This window comes from Ramlibacter sp., from assembly GCF_035548915.1.
GTDB lineage: Bacteria > Pseudomonadota > Gammaproteobacteria > Burkholderiales > Burkholderiaceae_C > Ramlibacter.
In genome coordinates this window covers 1-19,329 of sequence record NZ_DASZSE010000012.1, presented here as the reverse complement: position 1 = coordinate 19,329, position 19,329 = coordinate 1, and the positions used below count along the sequence as shown (strand labels likewise).

Sequence of the window (19,329 nt, the reverse complement as noted above, 5' to 3'; positions counted from 1 at the left end):
GGTCGATGCGCGCGTGCTCGCGGCGAGGCTGCTGCCGGGCGAGCTGTCCGAAGCGACGTCGCAGGCGATCGAGCGCGCGGAGAGTCCCGCGACGGGTCTCGCGCTGCTGCTCGTGTCGCCCGAATTCCTGAGGAGATGAAGATGACCATGGCAACGATGGACCGCCGTGGCTTCCTGCGTGCCGGCACCTGCGCGGCGCTCGCATTCGGCGCGCCGCGCATCCTGTTCGCGCAGGCAGCCACCGAGCGCCGCTTCGTCTTCATCCTGCAGCGCGGCGCGGCCGATGGGCTCGACATCGTCGTGCCGTATGCGGACCCCGCGTATGCGCAGCTTCGGGGCGCGATCGCCGTCGATGCATCGGCGGCCGCGAAACTCGACGGCACCTTCGCGCTGCATCCCTCGCTCGCCGAGCTCGCGAAGCTGTACGCGGCGAAGGAGGCGCTCTTCGTGCATGCCGTCGCGTCGCCTTACCGCGACCGCTCGCATTTCGATGGACAGAACGTGCTCGAAACAGGCGGCGAGTCGGCCTACCAGCTGAAGGACGGCTGGATGAATCGCCTTGTGGGCCTGCTGCCTCGGCACAAGGGCGATGCGATCGCGCTCGCCCCCACCATTCCGATGGCGCTGCGCGGCGCGGCGCAAGTGGAGTCGTATGCGCCTTCGGCACTGCCCGAAGCGCGCGACGAGCTTCTGCGGCAGGTCGAGCGTCTCTACGCGAGCGATGCGCAGCTTCACGCGCTCTGGTCGGCCGCGCTCGATGCGCGCGGCATGGGTGGCGAGTCGGCGACCGGACGCAGGCAGCAGGACCCCGCGGCGCTCGGCCGCATGGCCGCGAGATTTCTCTCGCAACCTCAGGGGCCGCGCATCGCGATGATCGAAACGCAGGGCTGGGACACGCATTCGGCGCAGCGCGCGCGCCTTGCCGCGCAGTTGCGCGGGCTCGACGCGACGATCGCGGCGATGCGCGATGGCCTCGGCGCGGCGTGGCGTGACACGGTCGTGCTGGTCGCGACCGAGTTCGGCCGCACGGCCGCGGCGAACGGCACGGGTGGCACGGACCATGGGACCGCATCCGCGGCGCTGCTCGCGGGTGGCGCGTTGCAAGGCGGTCGCGTGATCGCGGACTGGCCGGGGCTGCAACGCGCGGCGCTCCACGAAGGGCGCGACCTGAAGCCGACCACGGGGCTCGATGCGCTGATCGCGTCCGTTGCCGCGGAATGCTTCGCGCTCGATCGCGAAAGAGTGGCGCGGACGCTCTTTCCGCAAGGGCGGCTCTCGCAGGCGATGCCGAGGCTCTTGCGCGCGTGATCGCCGCGCATGCCTACTTTCCGACGATCGCCTTCCAGTGCTTCGCCTCCACCGGCGTGATCGACAGCCGGTTGCCGCGCTTGAGCACAATCATGTCCGCGAGCTCGGGACGCGAGCGCAATTCGGTGAGCGTGATGTTGGGGATCTTCTTTTCCACCTTCACGTCCACCAGCATCCAGCGCGGCTCTTCCTTCGTTGCCTTCGCGTCGTAGTACTTCGACTTCCGGTCGAACTGCGTCGGGTCGGGGTAGGGCGTGGAAGCCACTTTCGCGATGCCGACGATGCCCGGCTCCTCGCAGCTGGAATGGTAGAAGAGCACACCGTCGCCCACGCGCATCTGGTCGCGCATGTAGTTGCGCGCCTGGTAGTTGCGCACGCCCGTCCACGGCACGGTCGAACGCGGCGCGGCGAGCGCATCGTCCACCGACACTTCGTCCGGTTCGGACTTCATCAGCCAGTAGTTCGCCATGGTTGCCGAGTCTAGCGCGCTCCACGCGGTCCCGGCTCGAGCCCGTCGATCAGACGGAACGGCCGCCCGCACGGACACGCGCGCGCCGCGAGGCGCACGCGGTCGCGCAACTCGTAGCGGATGAGCGGCCGCGCGCGGCGATAGAGCGACGTCACGAGCACGCGTTCGCCGAACACGCCGGGCGCGACGGCGTGGCCCTCGGCATCCACGATTTCGATCACGTTCAGGTCCTCGCAGAGGTGCAGTCCGCGATGCTCCGCGCATTCGGCGGCCAGCACGCCCAAGCCATCGGCCGTGTAGGCATCGAACACGGCGGTGCCCCAGGCTTCCTCGATGATCCAGCGCGTCTCGGGCGTGAGCAGCGCGCCTTCGAGGGAGACGATCGCCGGGGTGATGCGCAGCGCCCCATCGAGCTGTTCGCGCGCGAGCGCCAGCGCTCGGTCGGCGGTCGTGCGGATGAATGCCGGCTGCCAGTCGTTCAGTTCCCGCGACAGATCGGCCGCGGGCCGGGCCGCATCGAGATGGCGAAATCGCATGCGCGGCGAGGCCGAATAGGGACCGCCGTACGGCCCCGCCGCGGGCGCTCCGTACACGGTGGACCGCACGGGATCGAACCACTGGGCGAACCCCGGCGCGAGTCCGGCCCAGGCGAGCACGCGTTCTCGTGAGGCCGCGGCGACGGCCGCTTCGACCGCGTGCGACACGCGGGCCGTGGCCGAGCGGTCGGTCTCGATGTCGAGCGCGCCGCGCTCGAACTCCTCCCGCGCGAGCACCGGCAGCTCCTCGAGCGGGCAGTCCGCGCGGCCTTCGTGGAAGCGGTAGTAGAACGCCGACTTCAGGCAGGCGAACTCGCGCAGCGACGCGAGCTCGCGCGACTGATGCGAGATGAGCTGCTCACGGGTCCAGCGGTCGTGCCGCAGCAGAGCGCGGCGATGGTGCGCGATGCGCACGAGGGCGCGGAAATCCACGGGCGGAATTAGACCACTGCCGCGCGCGTCCCGTCTTCGAAGCTTCGGCCGCTACCATGCGAAAGATGCGCACGCCCTACGATTTTCTGCTGTATCGCTTCCGGCTCGACCCCGCGGCCATCGCCTTGCGCCGTCCGAGCGGGCAGATCTCTTTCGCCGAGCTGCTGCTGCGGGTGAAGCGTGTCGCGCGCATCCTGCGCAGTGCGGGCGTCCGGCCGGGCCAGGTCGTGGTCACCGCGATCGCCGACAAGTCGCTCGACTGGATCGTGACGCTCGCCATCTTCCACGAAGCGGCCGTGAGCTGCTCCTATGGGCGCTACAAGCCGTGGACCGCGCCCTTCGGCTACGACTGGATCGTCGTGGACGATTCCGGTGCCTCCTCGCCGCCCGGCGGCAACGTGATCGTGATCGAGCGGAGGATGCCCCTGTCCGAAGAGATGCCGCGCCTGCCCCGCAGGCACTACGCGTCGGAGGATGCGGTCGCGCGCATCTCGCTCACGAGCGGCACGTCGGGGCGCGCCCGCGGCGTGCCCAGCACGCTCGCACAGCTCGCGCAGCGGACGGAGACCGCGCTCGCCACGCCCGGCGCGATCGGCGCGCTTTGCATGCTCGGCTCCAATACGGCCGCGGATTTCAGGTCGAGCCTCATGAGCGTCTTCGCCGGCACGCCGCTGCTCGTCGCCACGACGAAAAAGGAGGTCGTCCAGTCGCTGCGCGAGGGCGGCGTTCGCAGCCTCACCGGTTCGCCCACGATGGTCGCGCAGCTGCTGGACGAGCTGGAAGCGTCGGGCACGCAGGTGCCCGCGCTCGAATGGATGCGCCTCGCCGGCGCCGCGACACCCAAGCCGCTGCTCGCGCGCATCCAGCGGCTCATCGCGCCCCACGTCGTGAATCTCTACGGCGCCACCGAGACCGGCGGCGTCTGCTCCTGCCGGCTCACCGCCGCCACCGACGCGTCGGCGGCGGGCTACGTCGCGCCGCATGCGCAGGTCGAGGTGGTCGACGACGACGGGCGCGTCCTCGCACCGGGCGAGGAAGGCACCGTGCGCACGAAGACGCCCTACATGGCCTCGGGCTACGTCGAGGATCCGCAGGCGTCGGCCAGCGCGTTCCGCGAAGGCTGGTTCTATCCGGGCGACCGCGGCGTGCTGCGCGCGGACGGCCTGCTGGTGCTCGCCGGCCGCGACACGGAAGTCCTCAATCTCGGCGGGGTGAAGTTCGATCCGGTGCAGATGGAGCAATTCCTCCTCGAAGCCGGCGACGTGCGCGACGCCGCGGTGTTCGCCGTGACCGCGGCCTCGGGCGTTCAGCTCGCGGTGCTGTCGCTCGTCGCTGCGGGCGAGCTCGACGCCCGGGCGATCCGTGAGCGCGTGAGCGGCAAGTTCCAGCTGAACCCCGCGCAGCTCGCGATCTGGCGCATCGAGGAAATCCTGCGCAACGGGATGGGCAAGGTCATGCGAAACGAAATGCGCGAGCGTTACGTGGCGGCCATGCGCAGGCAATAGCCGAGATCGGGGGGGGCCGGAGCCCCACGCGAAGCATCGAGCGCGTGTACGCTTCGGGAGATGCTCCTGCCCGATCCGCGACCCGAAGTCCGCGCGGCACGCGCCGCGAAGTCCCCCCCCGCCGACGAGCAGACGCCGGCGGACCGCTACCAGGAACTCTTCGTCGCGGTGCAGCGCGCCGCGATCTTCACGGACTCCAAGACCTTCGTGGATTGCGCGCCGAAGCACGCACCCGAAGAGATCGTGGCCGCGTACCGCGCGCAGGTCGACCGGGCGGGATTCGACCTGGGCGCATTCGTGCGAATGCATTTCGTGCCGCCCCGGACAGCGCAAAGCGGCTTCGTCGCCGTGCCGGGGCAGACGCTTGTCGAGCACATCGACGCGCTGTGGCGCTTTCTCACGCGGCATCCGCAGGAGCATCCGCAATGCGGCTCGATGCTGCAGCTGCCTCATCCGTACGTGGTACCGGGGGGTCGTTTCGGCGAGCTCTACTACTGGGATTCGTACTTCACGATGCTCGGCCTTGCCGAAAGCGGCCTGCCGGCGCTCGTGCATTCGATGACGGACAACTTCGCCTACCTCATCGAGACTTATGGCCACGTGCCCGATGGGACTCGCACTTACTACCTGAGCCGCTCGCAGCCGCCGGTCTTCGCGCTCATGACGCGCCTGTGCGAACACCGCGGCGGTCAGGCCGCAGTCGAGTACCTGCCGCAGCTGAGGCGCGAGCACGCGTTCTGGATGGACGGCGAAGACGCGCTTCGACCCGGTGCCGCGCATCGGCGCTCGGTAATGCTTGCCGACGGAGCGGTACTCAATCGCTACTGGGATGACCGCTGCACACCGCGCGAGGAGATGTGGCGCACCGACGTTGCCACCGCCTCGCAGTCGTCCCGGGCACCGCAGGACGTCTATCGCGACATCCGGGCGGCCGCCGAATCGGGCTGGGACTTCAGCAGCCGCTGGCTTGGCGAGACGCCGCAGGGCCTCGCGCGTACCTCGCTCGCCACGATCTGCACGACCGACATCCTGCCCGTGGACCTCAACTGTCTGCTGCACGAACTGGAAATCACGATTTCGCAACTCGCGCACGCAACCGGCGATGCGGCCGCGTCGGACGCGTTCGCGAAGCGCGCGCAAAAGCGGGCCGAGGCGATCGACCGTGTGTTCTGGGACCCGGGCGCGCGCGTTTTCGTCGATTACGACTGGCGGGGCGAGCGACGCCGGCGTGCCGTCACGGCCGCGGCGGTCGTGCCCCTCTTCTGCGGCATCGCCACGCGGGCGCAAGCGGACGCCGTCGTTCAGGCGATCTGCCCGCGGCTGCTTGCGCCCGGCGGCTTCGGCACGACGGAAGTGTGGACCGGCCAGCAGTGGGATCGGCCGAACGGCTGGGCGCCGCTGCAGTGGATGGCCGCGGAGGGATTCGATCGCTACGGGCATGCGAAGGAGGCCGCGCAGATCCGCACGCGCTGGCTCGCGACGGTGGCGGAAGTCTATCGGCGCGAGGGCCGGCTCGTGGAGAAGTATGCGATCCGCGCCGACGTGGCCGAGCCCGCCCAGGGCGGCGGCGGCGGGGAGTACCCGCTGCAGGACGGCTTCGGCTGGACCAATGGCGTGACACGGCGGTGGCTGCACGAAGAGGCAGTGAACCGCGCAGGTCGTTCCGGACGTTGATGCAGTGATTCGCGACAAATCCGAGGGTTCGATGAAGTATTGAGCGACAATTCCGCCCATGGCGAGCCGCTCGATGCAGCAAAAGACGACAGGCGACGACACGCTTGTCCTCTACAGCGAGCTCGCTGCCGCCGAGGTGCGCGCCATTCAGCGTCGGCTGAAGGAGGGTTCGCTGCAGCGCATTCACGCGGGCATCGTCACGAACCGTCCGAAAGAAGAGTGGCCGCACCTCGTGGCGGCCAATCGCATTCGTATTCTGGCAGCTCTCTTTCCTGGCGCGGTGGTGGGTTTCAAGAGTGCATTGGCCGGCGGCGTGCCGGTGGACGGCGTTTTCCACCTGACCCACACGTGGCGGCGAAAGGTCGAATTGCCAGGCCTCACGGTGCAGACGCATGTCGGCCCGCCCGCCGCGGCGGGGGATGCTCCCATGATGGGGCGCAACCTGTTCTTCCCTTCGCAGGCCCGCGTCCTGCTGGAGAACCTCACGCCCAGCCGCGGCATTCGAGCAAGGTCTGCCGGGCGCGAAGCAGTCGAGCGCAGGCTTGTCGACATCTGCGAAGCGCGAGGCGAGGATGCGCTGAACGGGCTCAGGCAGGAGGCGCGTGCTCTTGCGCCCGTTCTGGGCTTGCAGCGGGAGTTCGGGATCCTCGACGCAACGATCGGTGGCATCCTGGGGACCCGCCGGACTCCCATGGTCACGCGGCAGGGCCAGGGTCTTGCCGCGGCGATGCCCTACGACTCGAAGCGGCTCGCTCTTTTCGAGCATCTGGCGGCACAGTTGCGTGCCAGACCCTTGAAGCAGCCCGCGTCCGTCGTGAAGAGCGAGCACGGGCGCAGGAACTTCGCGTTTCTCGAGTCCTATTTCAGCAATTTCATCGAAGGCACGGAGTTCGAGATTTCCGAGGCTCGCGGCTTCGTGCTGGAAGGCAAGCCCGTCACCGAGCGGCCGAAGGACTCGCACGATGTGCTGGGCGTGTTCCGGCAAGCCTCGAACCCGGGATGGGCGAACCAGACGCTCGCCGTCGGCGAATCCATCCTGCAGCAACTGCGCGAGCGGCATGCGGACCAGATGCGCGAGCGGCCGGAGGTCGATGCCGGGCACTTCAAGACGAAGGCGAACCGCGCGGGGAACTCGGAATTCGTCCATCCGCGCCTTGTGCGCGGCACGCTGGTCGAGGGCTCGAGACTGCTGCCCAGCGTGCCCGAGGGCACCGGCCGCGCGCTGTTCGCCATGTTCCTGGTGTCCGAAGTCCATCCCTTCAACGACGGCAACGGCAGGCTGGCACGATTGGTCATGAACGCCGAGCTGTCGGTGGCCGGCAGCTGCCGCATCATCGTGCCTACTCTTTTTCGCGAAGAGTATCTCGACTGCCTGCGCAGCCTCACACGAAGCGGCGACGCGGGCCCCTTCATTGCCGCCATGCAGCGAATCCACGAATGGACGGCCGCATTCGACTACGAGGACCTCGACCGGGCGATCGAAGACATGAAGGGCTGCAACGCGTTCGAGCGCTCGGCCGTCCAGTTCAAGCTCCTCATGCCGGCCCGGTTGCCACCTGCGGCTGCGCATGCAGCCTGAGACGCCATGACATCGCCTTGGGACTTCCTCCTGCACCAGGCTCGCCTGGACCCCTCCGCCCTCGCGATCCTGCGGCCGGCGCGCCGCGTCACGTTCGGCCAGCTGCTGGTGCTCGTGAAGCGCGTCGCGCGGCAGTTGCGCCGGCGCGGCGTGCAGCCCGGGCAGGTGGTCGTCAACAGCGTGCAGGACAAGGCGCTCAACTGGATCGTGACGCTCGCGCTCTTTCACGAAGCCGCGATCGGTTGCTCGCATGGCGCCTCGAAGGCGTGGACGGCCGGCTTCGGCTACGGCTGGCTGGTGGTGGACGGCAAGGGTCCGGTTCCTGCCGGCGACAACGTGATCGCGATCGAGCATCGGCGCGACGGCGATGAAGTCATCGAGCCGCGCCGCTTCGCCGACAACGCAGCGGTGGCACGCATCTCGTTCACGAGCGGCACGACAGGCCGTCCTCGCGGGGTCCCCCACACGCTCGCGCAATTGCTGCACTGGTCGGCCATCGATGTCGCGTTGCCGGGCGCCGCGGGCGCGCTCAGCCTGATCGGTCACGACACGGCCGCCGATTTTCGCGCGAGCTATTCGAGCCTGATCGCGGGCAAGCCGGTGATCGTGGTTGCGACGCACAAGGAAGCGCTCGCGCTCATCGAGCAGGGCCACGTGCGCGTCGTCTATGCATCGCCGCCCGCCGTCTCGGCGCTGATGGACGAGATGGCCGCATCGAGCGCGAGCGTGCCGCCGCTCCAATGCGTGCGTCTCGCGGGCGCGGGAACGCCGAGGCCGCTGCTCGCAAGGATCGAGCGGCAACTCGCCCGCACGATCTTCAACGACTACGGTTCCACGGAAACCGGACGGCTCTGCGCGTGCCGGCTTGCCTCTTCACGGCCCGAGCGGGTCGCGGGCTACCGGGTGCCCGATGCCGAACTGGAAATCGTGGATGCCGATGGACGCCCGCTGCCCACAGGCGAGGTGGGTCTCGTGCGGGCGCGCACGCCCTTCATGGCGACGGCCTATCTCGAGGAGCCGCAGGCGAGCGCCGTGGCCTTTCGCGAGGGCTGGTTTCATTCCGGCGATCTCGGCGTGCTGCGCCCCGATGGCCTGCTCGTGCTCGCGGGGCGCGAATCGGAAGTGATCAACGTGGGCGGCGTGAAGGTCGATCCGGTCATGATCGACCAGGCCATCCTCGAGTTCCCCGGCGTCCACGACGCGGCGGTGTTCGCGGTGCCTTCGTCCGCCTCGGACGCCGTGGTCGCGGCGGTCGTCGCGGACGAAGAAGCGGACCTCGAAGCCCTCACGCAGGCCTTGCGCGCGCGGCTCTCGCGGTCCGTGATCCCCGGCGCGTACGTTCGGCTGGAGGAGATTCCGCGCAACGCGATGGGCAAGCCGATGCGTGCGCAGATGCGCCAGCAATTCGTCGACGGCCGGATTCGCAAGGCGAAGATGGGGCCGTCGCAGTAGGGGCGGCGCGTGGCCGGGACGCGCCGAGCGGATGGATTCCCGGCGTGTGCGCCTCAGGCCGCCCCGCCGCCCAGCACCTCGCCGAACAGCACCCACTTCTTCCCGTCGAACTTCGACAGCTGCGCCTGGTCGATCGGCGAGTGGTCGGTGGGCGACGTGTTCGCGACGATCCCGGGCAGCAGCAGGCCGTGCTTCCAGCCGCGGATGCTCTCGGCCTGCTTCCTGATGTTGTCGCGGCCGTAGTTGCCGTTGCACTGCTTGAGCGTCTGCAGCATCAGGTTGGCCGTGATGTACGCGTACACGTTGCTCGCATCGAGCACGTTGCCGTCCTTGTAGTACCTGCCCATGAAGCCGCGCCATTCGAGCATCGCGGCGTCGTCCTTCCACACGGGGTCGGATTCGTCCTTGTAGTACTGCACCGTGATGACCCCGCTGCTCTTGTCGAGCCCCGCGGGCGTGAGCACCGAGCCGACGGAGGCGCCCACGTTGTTCACGATGTGCAGCGGCGGCCTCCAGCCCGAATCGAACACGCGGCGGATCGCCTGCGCGCTGAATTTCGGCGTGCAGATGTTGATCATCGTGTCCGCGCCCGAGGCCTTCAGCGTGAGGATTTGCGAATCCACCGTGGCGTCCGTCACCTCGTACGTGGCCTTCGCGACGATCATCTTCGCCTTGTCGCCGGACAGAACGTGCTCGATGCCGGCGAGCAGGTCTTTGCCGTAGTCGTCGTTCTGGTAGAGGATCGCGATCTTCGCATTGGGCTTCGTCTTCAGGATGTACTTCGCGTAGATCTCGCCTTCGGTCTGGTAGCTCAGGTTGAAGCCGAAGGTCCACGGATAGTTCTTCGGGTCGTTCCATTTCGTGGCGCCGGTGGCCACGAAGAGATGCGGCATTTTCTTCGCATTGACGTACTTGTGAATCGCGCTGTTCGAGGGCGTGCCGAGCGTCTGGAAGAGCGCATCGACATTCTCCTGCTCGACGAGGCGGCGCACCTGCTCCACCGTCTTGGGCGGGCTGTAGCCGTCGTCCAGCGAGACGAGATCGATCTTCGTTCCGTTCACGCCTCCATCGGCGTTCACCTTGGCGAAGAAGGCCTGGTGCAGCTTGCCGATCGTCCCGTACGCGGAAGCCGGTCCGCTGTAGGGCATGGTCTGGCCGAGCTTCACTTCCTTTTTCGCCTGCGCGAACACCGTGTTCAGATAAGGCGCGGCGACGGCGGCGGTGCCGATCGCGAGGGTCCTGCGTCGATTCGTGTTCATCTGGCTTCCTTTCCTGTGAGTGGCAGTTGCACTTCGTCGCTGGATGCCGCGCCTGGCGGCGCGGCTTTCCGTCTGGCCGAAAGGCGCGCCCGCACGAAGCGGATCAAGCCGGCGACGCCCGTTGGCATGAGGTACATGAATGCGATCAGAAAGATGCCGTAGATCGCCCACGGCGCGGCCTTGGAGATGCTGTCGGCGATGTTCGGCGTGAACTGGATGAAAAGCGCTCCGTAGAACGCGCCCGAGATCGAGGCGAGCCCGCCCACGACGACGCCGATGAGCAGCGAGAGCGACAGGAAGATCGTGAACGAGTCGGGCGAGGCGAACTGCACGCCGATCGCCGCGAGCGCGCCCGCGACGCCGGTATAGAGCGCGGAGACGCCGAAGGTGAGCGACTTGTAGAGTGCCGTGTCGATGCCCATCGCCTGCGCGGCGACCGGGTGGTCCCGGATCGCCACGAGCGCGCGTCCGACGCGCCCGCGCAGCAGGTTCCAGCCCGCGAAGAAGAGCAGCACCACCCAAAAGAGCGTGAAGAAGTAGAGCCACTGGTCCTGGTCGAGCCCGGTCCACTGCGGCGCATCGGGCTTGACGATCACGATCCCCATCGAGCCGCCCGTCCAGTGTTCGAGCGCCTTGTGCTTCAGGATCTGCGGCATGGCGGTGCCGAGCGCGAGCGTCGCGACCGCGAGATAGAGTCCCTCCAGCCTGAGCGCGGGCAGCCCGAAGAGAAAGCCCGCCACGAGGCAGACGATGCCCGCGGCCGGGATCGTCGCCCAGTACGGCCAGTTCGCCTTGTCCATGAGGATCGCGGCGGTGTACGCACCGATCGCGAAGAACGCGCCGTGCCCGAGCGAGATCTGCCCGTTGTAGCCGGTGAGCATGTTCAGGCCGAGCAGCGCGATCGCATAAGTCATCGCCAGCGTGAGCTGGAAGACCGTGTAGCTGCCGAACATGAACGGCACCGTGCACGCGATCGCGAAGAGCGCGGCCAGGCCCGCCATCTGCGTCGTGTTCAGGGTGCGCGCGAAGCTCATCTCACACCCGCGCCACGTGCGGCCGCCCGAAGAGGCCCGAGGGTTTGGCGACCAGCACGGTCACGATGATCACGAGCGCCGCCGTGAACTTGAGCTCCGTGCCGAGATAGACGCCCACCACGTTTTCGATCACACCCACGAGGAAGCCGCCGACGACCGCGCCCCAGGGGTTGTCGATGCCGCCCAGGAGGGCGCCCGCGAACGCATAGAGCAGGATGCCGCCCATCATGTTGGGCTCCAGATAGACGATCGGCGCGACCATCATGCCCGCGATCGAGCCGATCGCCGACGCGAGTCCCCAGCCGAGCGCGAGCATCCAGCTCACGCGCACGCCGACGAGACGGCTCGACACGGGGTTCTGCGCGGCGGCGCGCATGGCAAGACCGAGCGGCGTGAAGCGGAAGAATGCGAACACGAGCGCGAGCACGACGAGCGTGACCATCATCGCTCCGAGCTCGTGCGGGCCGATGTAGCTGTTGTCGAAGAGCGCCCGCTCCGGAAACGGGCTCGGAAAGGGCTTGATCGTGTACGAGTAGATCCACCCCGCGACGCTGTTGAAGATCACGAGCAGGCCGATGAAGACGATCACGACCGAGAGCACCGGAGCGTTTTCCACCGGCCGCATGATCACGCGCTGGATCAGCACGCCGCCCGCGAAGGCGATGAGCACCGTGAGGAAGAACGCCGCCCAGTACGGCAGCCCGGCCTGGATCAGCGACCAGCAGATGTAGGTCGCGAACATCGCGATCTCGCCCTGCGCGAAGTTCACGAGGTGCGTGGCCTGGTAGATCATCACGAGCGCGAGCGCGACGCTCGCATAGATGCCGCCCGTCGCAAGGCCGGAGACGATCTGGTGCAGCAGCAAGTCCATGGTTGGCCTAGTAGCCCAGGTACGAGCGGCGCACCGCCTCGTCGTCACGGATGCGCTCGGCGGGGCCCGACATCACGACGCGCCCCGTCTCCAGCAGGTAGGCGTGATCGGCCAGACGCAGCGCGAGCGACGCGTTCTGCTCCACGAGCAGGATGCTCGTGCCCGCGGCCGCGTTGATCTCGCCGAGGATGTCGAAGAGCTCCCGCACGATGAGCGGCGCAAGGCCGAACGACGGCTCGTCGAGCAGCAGCAGGCGCGGGCGCAGCATCAGTGCGCGGGCGATCGCGAGCATCTGCTGCTCGCCGCCGGAAAGCGTGCCGGCCTGTTGCCTGCGCCGCTCCTTCAGGCGCGGGAACCAGGCGTACATGCGCTCGTAGTCGGCCTGCACTTCGTTCTTGTCGCGGCGCGTGTAGGCGCCCATGCGCAGGTTTTCCTCCGTCGTGAGGTGCGAGAACGTGCCGCGGCCGTCGGGCACGTGCGCGACGCCCCGGCGCACGATGTCCTCGGTGGCCTTGCCGTCGATGCGGTCGCCCGCGAGCAGGATTTCGCCTTGCGTCCTCACCATGCCGCAGACGGCGCGCAAGGTCGTGGTCTTGCCCGCTCCGTTGGCGCCGAGCACGGTCGTGATGCCGCGCGGCCGCACCTCGAAGTCGATGCCGTGGAGCACGCGCGTCGCGCCGTACTGCGCGTGGAGCTTGCGCACCGCGAGCAGCGGCTGCGCGGGGCTTGCGGCATCCGCGCCATCGAGCGGCCGGCCGGCGCTCACGCGGCGTCCCCCAGGTAAGCCCGGATCACGTCGGGATTCGCCTGCACCTGCGCGGGCGTGCCGTCGGCGATCTTGCGGCCGAAATCGAGCGCCACGACCTGGTCGGAGACGCGCATCACGAGGTTCATGTGGTGTTCCACGAGCAGGATCGTGAGCTTCAGTTCGTGCCGGATGCGCGACAGAAGCTGGCGCAGCGTGTCGACCTCTTCGTGGTTCAGGCCCGAGGCGGGTTCGTCGAGCAGCAGCAGCTTCGGCCGGGAAAGGAGCGCGCGCGCGAGCTCCACCCGCTTCTGCGTGCCGAAGGGCAGATCGGAAACCGGCCGGTGGGCGACGCTTTGCAGGTCGAGCAGGCCGATCGCTTCCGTGGCGCGCTCGCGCAAGTCGCGCTCCTCGCGCCGCACCCAGGGCAGCCGCAGCGCGTTGGAGAGAAAGCCGGTGCGGGTCTGGCAGTGTCCGCCGACCATGACGTTGTCCAGCACGGACATCGTGCGAAAGAGGGCGAGGTTCTGGAAGGTGCGGCCGATGCCGAGCGCCGCGATCTTGTGCGCCGCAAAATCGGTGAGCAACGCACCTTCGAAGCGGATCGTGCCTTCGCTGAAGGTGTAGAGGCGCGACAGGCAATTGAAGAGCGTGGTCTTGCCAGCTCCGTTGGGCCCGATCAGGCCGGCGATGCTGCCGGACATCACGTCGAACGAGATGCGGTCGAGCGCGGTGATGCCGCCGAAGCGGACGGTGACGCCGGAGACCTCGAGCAGCGCTGTCGGCATGGCTTGCTTTATGTGGCCCGCGAGGGCCTTGCGCCAAGGGTGGAAACCCCTGTGGCCGGGCCGGCGTGCGCAAGACGGATCTCGACGCGCTGGCGCGATACCTCGATGGCGAGCGGCTCGGCGGGGAGCGTGCCGAACTCGCGCGCGGATGAGTAGCGCGCCGAAGGGCGACCTGCCGTGGGCCGTCTTTCAGGGCAGGTTCAACACAGGCCGAACCGCCGGCGTCTGCGCGATGAGCGTTCCCCGCTTCCACACCTTCAGCCGCGTCGCCCGCAGCCGGATCGCCTCGACGACGTCTTGCGCTTGCAGCAGCACGAAGCTCGCGTCGCATCCCGCCGCAATGCCGTAGTCCCGCAGGCCCATGATCTGCGCCGCATTCGTCGTCACCGCGTCGAAGCACGCTTTCATGCCGGCCGCGCTCGTCATCTGCGTCACGTGCAGGCCCATGTGCGCGACTTCGATCATGTCGGCGCTGCCGAGCGCATACCACGGGTCCATCACGCAGTCGTGGCCGAAGGCGACCGTCACGCCGCCTGCCATCAGCTCCGGCGCGCGCGTCATGCCGCGGCGCTTCGGGTACGTGTCGTGCCGCCCCTGCAGCGTGATGTTGATGAGCGGATTGGCGACGATGCCCACGCCGCTTTCGGCGATGAGCGGGATCAGCTTGCTCACGTAGCTGTTGTCCATGCTGTGCATGGAAGTGCAGTGGCTGCCGGTCGCGCGGCCCTGCAGGCCGAGGCGCTGCGCCTGCAGCGCGAGCGTTTCGATGTGCCGCGACATTGGATCGTCCGTCTCGTCGCAATGCATGTCCACCGCCTTGCCGCGCTCGGCCGCGATTTCGCACAGCAGCTTCACGCTCGCTGCGCCTTCGCTCATCGTGCGCTCGAAATGCGGAATGCCGCCCACCGCGTCCACGCCCATGTCGAGGGCGCGCTTCAGGCTGTCGACGCCGCCGGGCGTGCGCAGCACGCCGTCTTGCGGAAAGGCGACGAGCTGCAGGTCGATGTAGGCGGCGACCTGCCGCTTCACTTCCAGCAGCGCTTCCACGGCCATGAGCGTCGGATCGCTCGTGTCCACGTGGCTGCGGATCGCGAGCAGGCCTTTGGCCGCGGCCCATTCGCAATACGCGAGCGCCCGGCGGACGATGTCTTCCTGCTTCAGTGTGCGCTTGAGTTCGCCCCAGAGCTGGATGCCTTCGAGCAGCGTGCCGCTCGCGTTCACGCGCGGCTGGCCGTACGTGAGCGTGGAATCCATGTGGAAGTGCGCGTCGCAGAAGTGCGGGGCAAGGAGCTGGCCCTGGGCATCGAACGTCGCGTGCGCCTGTGCCTGCGCCTGCGCGGCGGGGCCCGCGGTCACGTCGATGATCCTGCCGCCCTGAACCGCGACCGACATGTCGCTTCGGCCGTCCGGAAGCGTTGCGTGGGTGACGAGCAGATCGAGCATGGCCTGCGATTTCTTGCCGAAGCGTCGCCTTACTTCCAGGCCGCAAGAAATGCGAGCAGCACGCGCGCCGAATTGTCGGCTGCCACGCGGAAGAAGGTCTTGATCTGATTTTCGCCTTCGCCGCCGCCGGCCAGGTCGCTGAGCGACCGGAACGCGATGAAGGGCACGCCGTTCGAGTAGGCCACGTGCGCGACCGCCGCGCTTTCCATGTCGAGCACGCTCGCGTGGAAAGTGCGGAACGTGTATTCGCGAAACGCCGCGTTGTCGACGAACGCCTGGCCGGAAACGCCGTGGCCGCCCACCACGACGCTCGGCTGGTGTTCGAGGCACTGGCGCTCGGCGTCGCACCGTTCGAGTTTCACGGCGGCCACGGCGCGGCGCGCCACGGCGATCAGCTGCGGGTCCACGTCGAACCAGACTTTCTTTTCGGCATCGGCGTGCCCCGTGGACCGCACCTCGACCGGACGGGGATGGATCATCCCGAAGTTCGGCAGCTTCACGTCGGTCTGGTGGCTGGGCGGCACGAAGCGGCCCGGCGCGACCTCGCGCGCGAAGAGCGCTTCCAGGTACTCGGACCACTGGTCGGCCACGACCACGTCGCCGATGCGAAGGTTCGGATCGACGCCGCCCGCGATGCCGGTGAAGACGATGTGGGTCACGTGGAAGCGATCCAGCGCGAGCTGCGTGTTCATCGATGCGTTCACCATGCTGATCCCGGAGAGGAAGAGCACGACGGGCTTGCCCTCCAGCGTGCCTGTCGTGAATTCGACGCCGTTGAAGGTCTGCCTGCGCGCGCCGGCGACCTTCGCCTGCAAGAGCGCGAGCTCGGGCGCGAAGGCCGACATCACCGCGACCCGGGGTTCGGAGGCTTGCGGCGCGGACGAGGAAGACGGCGCGAATGACGGCGCGGAAGACGGCGTGGTGGCGCAGCCGGCCGCGAGGAGAACGCCCATGCAGGCGAGGAGATTGCGGATCATGGTCATCAGAACGGCCCCTGAAAGTCGAACGCGCGCTGCGCGAACCAGTAGGCGGCCACGATGGAGATCAGGACGGATCCCACCGTGAGCACGCCACGACGATACAACCGGGTGCGCCGCAGCGAAAACGCGATCGGCACGAACACGATCACGATCGCGGCCTGGCCCACCTCCACGCCCAGGTTGAAGCCGACCAGCGCGAGCGCGAGCGCACCCTGCGGCAAGCCGAGGTCGGCGAGCGCCGAAGCGAAGCCGAAGCCGTGGATCAGGCCGAAGACGAAGGCCATCACCCAGCGCCTCTTTTCGATGGTGCCGCGCAGGTTGTTGAGCGCGGCCACGATGATCGACGCCGCGATCGTCGACTCGACGAAGCGCGAAGGCAGGCTCACGATGCCGAGCACGGCCAGGCTGAGCGTGATCGAATGCGCGAGCGTGAACGCGGTGACCACCTTCAGCACTTCCCAGAGCGACTTGCGCAGGCTCGGCGCGGCTTCCCAGCGCTTTTGCACGTGCACGAGCACCGCCGGCAGCAGCAGCGACAGCAGGAAGAGGATGTGGTCGTACCCTAGCCAGATGTGCCAGATGCCTTCCACCACGTACTGCCTGAGCGTCTCCCACGCGCTCGGGCCTTCGAGCGTGAGGTCCTGCTCGGCCGAATCGGCGGCGAAGACGAGCGCCTGCGAGCCCGCAGCGCCCGGCGCGATCCACTGCACGAGGCCGCGGTGCGTGGGGTCGACGTCGAACAGCAGCGAATACTTCAGGTGGAGGCTTTGCTGCAGCGACTGGCATGCGGCCGCGAGCGACAGCACGGCATACGTGCCGTCGCTGTGGCGATCGAGCTGCAGGGGCGCGGCCTCGGCAATGGGACACGCCTGGCCGCCGCTCGACGCCGCGAGGTGAGTCGCCGCGTATTTCTCGATCTCGCCGGCGCGCGTGCGCACCTCGCCCCAGGTGAGGTCGCCGTTGCCATCGCGATCGAGCTGCAGCACGTAGTCGAGGTCTCGCAAGGCGATGTCCCAGCGGATCGCGACGCGTCGGCCTTCGGCGCGCAGCGTGAGATAGCTGTCGCTCGGCTTGTGGGCGAAGGCGGGCAGGGCGCAGAGGGCGAGCCACACGAGGAGCAGCGCGCGTCTCATCGCGTCGCTCCGGCCTGCGCGAGCTGTCCAGCGAGCTTCGCGAGCGCCGGGTCCTCGTAGCCGCTCTTCCTGAGCCAGTCGAGCGCGGGCTGCGCGGCCTTCGCGTCGTGCGCGGCGAGCGCGGCGCGCATCAGGATCTCGGCGTCGCGCGGCTCCTTCTGCTTCGCGTAGTTGCTCGCCGCGAGCACGAGCGCCTTGTGCGCGTCGCCTTCGATGTCGAGCGCGAAGCGCGCGGCTTCCTGTTCGTGCAGCTTGTCGCCGCGCTTCGCGGCATCCGAGAAGCGGTCGGCGAGCTGCTGCGCCCACCCCTTCGCGCGCGAATCCTTCGCGGCCTCGCCCGCGAGCGCGAGGCGAAGCAGCAGCACGTCGGAGCGCTCCCATCCGTCCAGCAGCCCGAGGACCTCCCGCGGCCGGCCCTGGGCGAGCAGGAAATCCGCGTAGGAGCCGAGCAGGAACTGGTCGGTGATGCCCTGCTTCAGCGCCGCCTGATAGTGGCGCTCGGCCTCTTCCGTGAGTTGCAGGCGCGCCGCCATCTCGGCGAGGCGGTTCTGCACCCACAGCACGAGGCCCGGCGATGCATCGGATTGGGCGGCGAGGACGGCCTGCAGTCCCTGGTAGGCCTGGCGCAGCTGCCCGGTCGCGGCCTGCACGAATGCGTCGCAGCTCCGCGCGAGCAGGACCGGGGCGATGGGGACCAGCCTGCGGCATTCGTTCTCGGCGTCGGCGTAGCGGGCCTCGACCATGTCGATGGCCGCGCGCCAGGCGATGGGCTCGATCGCGTTCGGATCCAGCTCGCTCGCCTTGCCGAGGCTTGTCATCGCGCTTGCGAAGTCGTGGCTGTACTGCTGCAGCAGGCCCTTGACGAGCCAGTACCGGGCGTTGCCTTGCGCCGAGCCCTCGATGGGGCCGATCGCGGCGAACGCGTAGCCGACGTAGCGAGGGTCGCCCTGCGCCATCGCGAGGTCGAAGTAGCGGCGTGCGATCTCGAGCCTGAGCGCCGTGTCGCCGGGGCGCGCGACGAGCTGGCGTCGCAGCGATTCGACGTTGCGGGCCGCGGGGTCGGTGGCGCCGGGAAGCTTTTCGACGATGGTGCTGTCGTCGGGTGGGGTGAAGGGTGCCGCGTGCGCGCAGGCGAAGAGGAAGGCGCAGACGAGCCCCGTGGCGGTTCGCATGGACGCGAACTTTACTTCGTCCCGAAGATGCGGTCACCCGCGTCGCCGAGGCCGGGCAGGATGTAGCCGTGGTCGTTCAGCTCTCGGTCGATGGCGGCGGTGTAGATCGGCACGTCCGGATGCGCCCCTTGCATGGCGCGCACGCCTTCGGGGCAGGTGAGGAGGCACACGAACTTGATGGACTTGGGATTCATCTCCTTGATCCGGTCCACCGCCGCGATGGCGGAGTTGCCTGTGGCGAGCATCGGGTCGACGACGATCACGTCGCGGTCGGCCATGTTCTGCGGCATCTTGAAGTAGTACTCCACCGCCGTGAGCGTCTTCGGGTCGCGGTAGAGGCCGATGTGGCCGACGCGCGCGCCGGGCACGACGGTGAGCATGCCGTCCAGGATGCCTGTTCCCGCGCGCAGGATGGAGACGAACACGAGCTTCTTGCCGTCGATCACCTTCGTGCGGGTTTTCTCGAGCGGGGTTTCGATCTCCACTTCCTGCATGGGCATGTCGCGCGTGACTTCGTAGATCATGAGCATCGCGAGTTCGTTCAGAAGCCGCCGGAAGCTGTTGGTGCTCGCCTCCTTGTTGCGCATGAGGGAGAGTTTGTGCTGGACGAGGGGATGGTCGATGACGTGGACGTTGCTCATGGGCTGACTTATACAGTCATTCCCGCTCTCACCGGTCAGTCCCGCTCTCACCCGTCAGTCCCGCTCTCTCCCGTCAGTCCCGCTCTCTCTCCCGTCAGTCCCGCTCTCTCACCCGTCATTCCCGCGAAAGCGGGAATCCAGCGCCTTGTTCTTTCCTCGTGAAAATGGTTGACTTGCCGGAGTCACCTCTCCCCCACCTCGCGGCAACGCCGCGTGCGGCCGGGCCGCGGCGCGCGCTACGGCGTCCGTCGGGCCGCGCTCATCGCGCAGCCCTACCGGATTCCTGTCGCCGAACGGTCTCGCGGCCC

Annotated in this window: 17 protein-coding genes; 5 read left to right on the top strand and 12 right to left on the bottom strand. The window is 68.2% G+C overall.

Annotated features, from left to right (window positions below; all coding sequences use genetic code 11):
- Positions 1–141 precede the first annotated feature (141 nt).
- Positions 142–1,308 carry a DUF1501 domain-containing protein gene (locus tag VHA82_RS03000; protein ID WP_414708615.1) on the top strand — a complete coding sequence of 389 codons (1,167 nt, stop codon included), beginning with the start codon at positions 142–144 and terminating at the stop codon, positions 1,306–1,308.
- A gap of 13 nt (positions 1,309–1,321) precedes the next feature.
- Here VHA82_RS03000 and VHA82_RS02995 read toward each other — a convergent pair whose 3' ends face one another.
- On the bottom strand, positions 1,322–1,777 hold the full coding sequence (locus VHA82_RS02995; protein ID WP_325540128.1) for an EVE domain-containing protein: 456 nt from the start codon (positions 1,775–1,777) through the stop codon (positions 1,322–1,324).
- Between the two features lie 11 nt (positions 1,778–1,788).
- Positions 1,789–2,745 carry a hypothetical protein gene (locus VHA82_RS02990; protein ID WP_325540127.1) on the bottom strand — a complete coding sequence of 319 codons (957 nt, stop codon included), beginning with the start codon at positions 2,743–2,745 and terminating at the stop codon, positions 1,789–1,791.
- Positions 2,746–2,810: 65 nt separating this feature from the next.
- Here VHA82_RS02990 and VHA82_RS02985 point away from each other — a divergent pair, with 65 nt between their 5' ends.
- The 4 genes from VHA82_RS02985 to VHA82_RS02970 are packed head-to-tail and all read left to right on the top strand — an operon-like array spanning position 2,811 to position 8,955.
- Entirely contained in the window at positions 2,811–4,250 is a 1,440-nt protein-coding gene (locus VHA82_RS02985) for a class I adenylate-forming enzyme family protein (RefSeq protein ID WP_325540125.1), read from the top strand.
- 60 nt (positions 4,251–4,310) lie between these two features.
- Positions 4,311–5,924: an alpha,alpha-trehalase TreF gene (gene treF / locus VHA82_RS02980; RefSeq protein WP_325540124.1), complete on the top strand. Its 1,614-nt coding sequence runs from the start codon at positions 4,311–4,313 to the stop codon at positions 5,922–5,924.
- 58 nt (positions 5,925–5,982) lie between these two features.
- Positions 5,983–7,503: a Fic family protein gene (locus VHA82_RS02975; RefSeq protein WP_325540122.1), complete on the top strand. Its 1,521-nt coding sequence runs from the start codon at positions 5,983–5,985 to the stop codon at positions 7,501–7,503.
- A gap of 6 nt (positions 7,504–7,509) precedes the next feature.
- A complete protein-coding gene (locus VHA82_RS02970; protein ID WP_325540120.1) occupies positions 7,510–8,955 on the top strand; it encodes a long-chain fatty acid--CoA ligase in 1,446 nt (481 codons plus the stop codon).
- Between the two features lie 53 nt (positions 8,956–9,008).
- On the opposite strand, the gene VHA82_RS02965 is transcribed toward VHA82_RS02970, so the two are convergent.
- The 10 genes from VHA82_RS02965 to upp form a co-directional block, all read right to left on the bottom strand.
- Positions 9,009–10,214, bottom strand: a complete 1,206-nt coding sequence (locus VHA82_RS02965) for an ABC transporter substrate-binding protein (RefSeq protein WP_325540118.1) — start codon at positions 10,212–10,214, stop codon at positions 9,009–9,011.
- Positions 10,211–11,248: a branched-chain amino acid ABC transporter permease gene (locus tag VHA82_RS02960; protein WP_325540116.1), complete on the bottom strand. Its 1,038-nt coding sequence runs from the start codon at positions 11,246–11,248 to the stop codon at positions 10,211–10,213. Before VHA82_RS02960 ends, VHA82_RS02965 begins: the two co-directional genes overlap by 4 nt.
- A 1-nt stretch (position 11,249) precedes the next feature.
- Positions 11,250–12,119: a branched-chain amino acid ABC transporter permease gene (locus tag VHA82_RS02955; protein WP_325540114.1), complete on the bottom strand. Its 870-nt coding sequence runs from the start codon at positions 12,117–12,119 to the stop codon at positions 11,250–11,252.
- A gap of 7 nt (positions 12,120–12,126) precedes the next feature.
- A complete protein-coding gene (locus VHA82_RS02950) occupies positions 12,127–12,885 on the bottom strand; it encodes an ABC transporter ATP-binding protein (RefSeq protein WP_325540112.1) in 759 nt (252 codons plus the stop codon).
- Entirely contained in the window at positions 12,882–13,652 is a 771-nt protein-coding gene (locus VHA82_RS02945) for an ABC transporter ATP-binding protein (protein ID WP_325540110.1), read from the bottom strand. The genes VHA82_RS02950 and VHA82_RS02945 overlap by 4 nt, the downstream gene beginning before the upstream one ends.
- Positions 13,653–13,841: 189 nt before the next feature.
- Positions 13,842–15,095 (bottom strand): amidohydrolase family protein, encoded by a 1,254-nt coding sequence (locus VHA82_RS02940; RefSeq protein WP_325540108.1) that lies wholly within the window; start codon positions 15,093–15,095, stop codon positions 13,842–13,844.
- A 29-nt stretch (positions 15,096–15,124) separates the two neighbouring features.
- Positions 15,125–16,078, bottom strand: a complete 954-nt coding sequence (locus VHA82_RS02935) for a 5'-methylthioadenosine/S-adenosylhomocysteine nucleosidase (protein WP_325540106.1) — start codon at positions 16,076–16,078, stop codon at positions 15,125–15,127.
- Positions 16,078–17,208 carry a HupE/UreJ family protein gene (locus VHA82_RS02930; RefSeq protein ID WP_325540104.1) on the bottom strand — a complete coding sequence of 377 codons (1,131 nt, stop codon included), beginning with the start codon at positions 17,206–17,208 and terminating at the stop codon, positions 16,078–16,080. Before VHA82_RS02930 ends, VHA82_RS02935 begins: the two co-directional genes overlap by 1 nt.
- Complete coding sequence (locus VHA82_RS02925) at positions 17,205–18,380, bottom strand: hypothetical protein (RefSeq protein WP_325540102.1); 1,176 nt, start codon at positions 18,378–18,380, stop codon at positions 17,205–17,207. The genes VHA82_RS02930 and VHA82_RS02925 overlap by 4 nt, the downstream gene beginning before the upstream one ends.
- An 11-nt stretch (positions 18,381–18,391) precedes the next feature.
- Positions 18,392–19,021, bottom strand: coding sequence for a uracil phosphoribosyltransferase (gene upp, locus VHA82_RS02920; RefSeq protein WP_325540100.1), 630 nt, complete (start codon positions 19,019–19,021; stop codon positions 18,392–18,394).
- Positions 19,022–19,329 lie beyond the last annotated feature (308 nt).